The organism is Actinoplanes sp. NPDC051633, assembly GCF_040681735.1.
Taxonomy (GTDB): domain Bacteria; phylum Actinomycetota; class Actinomycetes; order Mycobacteriales; family Micromonosporaceae; genus Actinoplanes.
On sequence record NZ_JBFAZH010001050.1, the window covers coordinates 1 to 2702 of the forward strand.

Sequence of the window (2702 nt, forward strand, 5' to 3'; positions counted from 1 at the left end):
CCATGCCCATCGCCACGCTGCTGATCCCGGAGTCGAGCACGTCGGCCGCCGGGTCGCCGGCGTGAATCGCCTCGGCGGCCGACCGGACCAGCTCCTCGTACTGCTCGGGGGTGCCGGCCCAGTACTGCTGCGCGTTGACCTCGTTCTCCACTGCGTACTTCGCGACGCCGTAGGGGCGGTAGCGCTTGACCAGCGAGGTCACGAACTGCTGATAGGCGGTCAGGTCGAGGGGCATCGCGGACTCGGTCTTGCCGGCCTGGCCGCGGGTGTGCCGCGCGGTGCCGCCGGTGGCCCAGCAGACCCCGACGCGGATCTTCAGGCCCAGGCGGATGCCGAGGTCCTTCGAGCGCTGGGCGATCCGGTCGAGCGCGGCCCAGTCCGGGTTGCCCCGGGTCTTCTCGACGTCGCACCAGCTGAGCTCGTAGTAGGTCGCCGAGCCGCGCAGCTTGCGCAGGTAGGGCTCGAACTGCGCGTAGCGGTTCCAGTCCCAGTGCGCGCCGAAGAGCGTGTCGCCCGTGGTCACCGCCGGCGCCGGGGTGGCGCTGGGGGAGGGCCGCGGGGACGGCGCCGACGTGCAGCCGGCCAGCAGGAGAACCAGCAGGACCGCGAGTCGTCTCATCGGTAGCCCAGCTCCTTGAGCATGGGCCCGGAGAAGACGCGGACCAGCAGGCGCAGGAACGGGTCGAGCTCCCGCCGATAGGTTCCCACCCGGGAAGCGTAGATGGCCGTGTCGGTGCCGGCCGCGGCGCGCCGCTGATCCGCCTCGACCGTGTACTTGGCCGCCACGTCGTGGGAGCCGTCGGCGTACTCCAGCACGCTCTCCTCCCACTCCTCGCCGAGGAACTCGAACAGCGCCCGCAGCGACTTGTCCGGATCGCGGACCGCCTCCTCGTAGCGCAGCTCGTGATACTGCCCCGCGGGCAGCGCGGCCCCGAACGCCCGCGCCGTGCGGATGTAGCGCGGCCACTTCACCACGCACTTCACCGCCGACCAGTAGCCGAACCGTTTCCGGTGCGACACCACCACGTCGCGGCCGTCGCGGATCACGTGCACGATCTGCGCGTCGGGGAACACCTCGGTCACGAAGTCGATCGACAGCGCGTACAGCGGGGTCTTGTCCGCCCAGCGCGCCTTCCCCCGCGCCCGCGCGTAGTCGGCGTGCACCCCGCCGAAGAAGTCCGCGATCCGGCGCAGCCAGTCCTCGCGGGAGAAGCCGAACCGGGCCAGCCGCGGCCAGTCCCGCCGCTCGTCCACGATCCGCCGCAGGTCGGGCAGGAAGCGGGTCTCTGGGCCGCAGCTGATCCGCGAGTGCGAGTCGAGCACCAGCCGCAGCATCGTCGTTCCGGACCGCTGGCAGCCGACCAGGAAGATGGGGCTATCCACGGGCACCCACCAACAGGCGCGCGGTCAGCGCGTCGCAGAGCTCCCGCACGCGCGGATCGATCGGCAGCCGCGGGCGGGGCGGCCCGGCGCTCACCGAGGCGGCGAACGACGGCCGGTACGGCAGACCCATGAACCTGCACACCTGCTCGGCAACGGCGGCGGGATCGGCGACCATGCGGCCGTACGACACCAGCAACACGTCGTCCCGCTGGTCCAGGCCGAGGTCGAAGTACAGCTCGTTGCGCAGGCACCAGAACAGCGCCGCGCCCGTGTGCGGGTCCATCGTCTCGAGGTCGAACCCGTCCAGCCGCGCCGGGTCGATGCCGCCGGCCTGCCAGATCGAGGTGTCGCCGGCCGCGATCGCCCGCAGCGCCCGCAGGTTGGCGTCGCCGAACTTGGCAACCTCGGAGCGCGCCCGGTCGTCCACGTCACGCCACATCCACAGCGCCCGCGCGCCGGGGGAGAGGGCCAGCAGATCCGCGACCCGGTGGCTGTCGCAGAGCGGCTTCACCAGCACGACGAGGTGGCGGCTGCGGCCGAGCACGTCGAGGAGCACGTCGTCGCCGCGCAGCCGGAACCGGTGGAACAAGCCGCGGTCGTTCTCGTTGCGCGCCTCCACCTCGGGCGCCTCGTCGAGCCCGCGGACCAGCATGTTCGTGCCCGAGCGCTGAAGTCCGACGAGGTAGACCGCCCGCGCGGCCCCGGGCGGCACGCCGTGTGCCTGCCGCCAGCGGGCCTTGGTCCACGCCGTCCGGATGCGCACACGCGGGTCCAATCGGTCCTCCGCGATCAGCCGGCGCAGGCCCTCCGTGCGGGCCCACCGCACGTGCCGCACGACCCGTCGCGCGAACCAGCGCAGCGCGGACGGCTCGGCGGACTGCTGGGCGGCCACGGGGATCCTCCTCGATGCGGTGGGAACGAGCAGGCGAATGCTAGCGTGACCGCGCTCGATGCCGTGACACACATGACAGGTCTGGAAACATATGCGCGTCCTGCACGTGAACAAGTTCCTCTACCGCCGCGGCGGCGCCGAGGGGTACATGTTCGACGTCGCGCGCCTGCAGGAGCGCGACGGCGACGAGGTGGCCTTCTTCGGGATGGAGCATCCCGAGAACGACGACATGCCGTATCGGCGGCACTTCCCGTCGCACGTGGACCTCTACCGCGACAGGGTCGCTGCCGCGGGCCGGATGATGTGGTCCTCGTCCGCCCGCAGGGGGCTGCAGCGGGTGGTCGCGGACTTCCGGCCCGACGTCGTGCATCTGCACAACGTGTATCACCAGCTGTCGCCGTCCGTGGTCGCCGCCGCCCGCGCGGCC

The 2702-nt window shown here is 71.9% G+C and carries 4 protein-coding genes; 1 reads left to right on the forward strand and 3 read right to left on the reverse strand.

Annotated elements, in window-relative coordinates; all coding sequences use genetic code 11:
- The 3 genes from AB0M20_RS36715 to AB0M20_RS36725 all read right to left on the reverse strand — a co-directional run.
- Nucleotides 1-619, reverse strand: a 619-nt coding sequence (locus tag AB0M20_RS36715; protein ID WP_364305304.1) for a hypothetical protein, incomplete at its 3' end; no start/stop codon positions are given.
- Nucleotides 616-1383, reverse strand: coding sequence for a sulfotransferase (locus AB0M20_RS36720; RefSeq protein ID WP_364305306.1), 768 nt, complete (start codon nt 1381-1383; stop codon nt 616-618). The genes AB0M20_RS36720 and AB0M20_RS36715, both read right to left, overlap by 4 nt.
- Nucleotides 1376-2275 carry a sulfotransferase gene (locus AB0M20_RS36725; RefSeq protein ID WP_364305308.1) on the reverse strand — a complete coding sequence of 300 codons (900 nt, stop codon included), beginning with the start codon at nt 2273-2275 and terminating at the stop codon, nt 1376-1378. Before AB0M20_RS36725 ends, AB0M20_RS36720 begins: the two co-directional genes overlap by 8 nt.
- A gap of 91 nt (nt 2276-2366) precedes the next feature.
- On the opposite strand from AB0M20_RS36725, the gene AB0M20_RS36730 reads away from it, so the two are divergent.
- A partial coding sequence (locus AB0M20_RS36730) for a glycosyltransferase (RefSeq protein WP_364305310.1) occupies nt 2367-2702 on the forward strand: 336 nt, incomplete at its 3' end.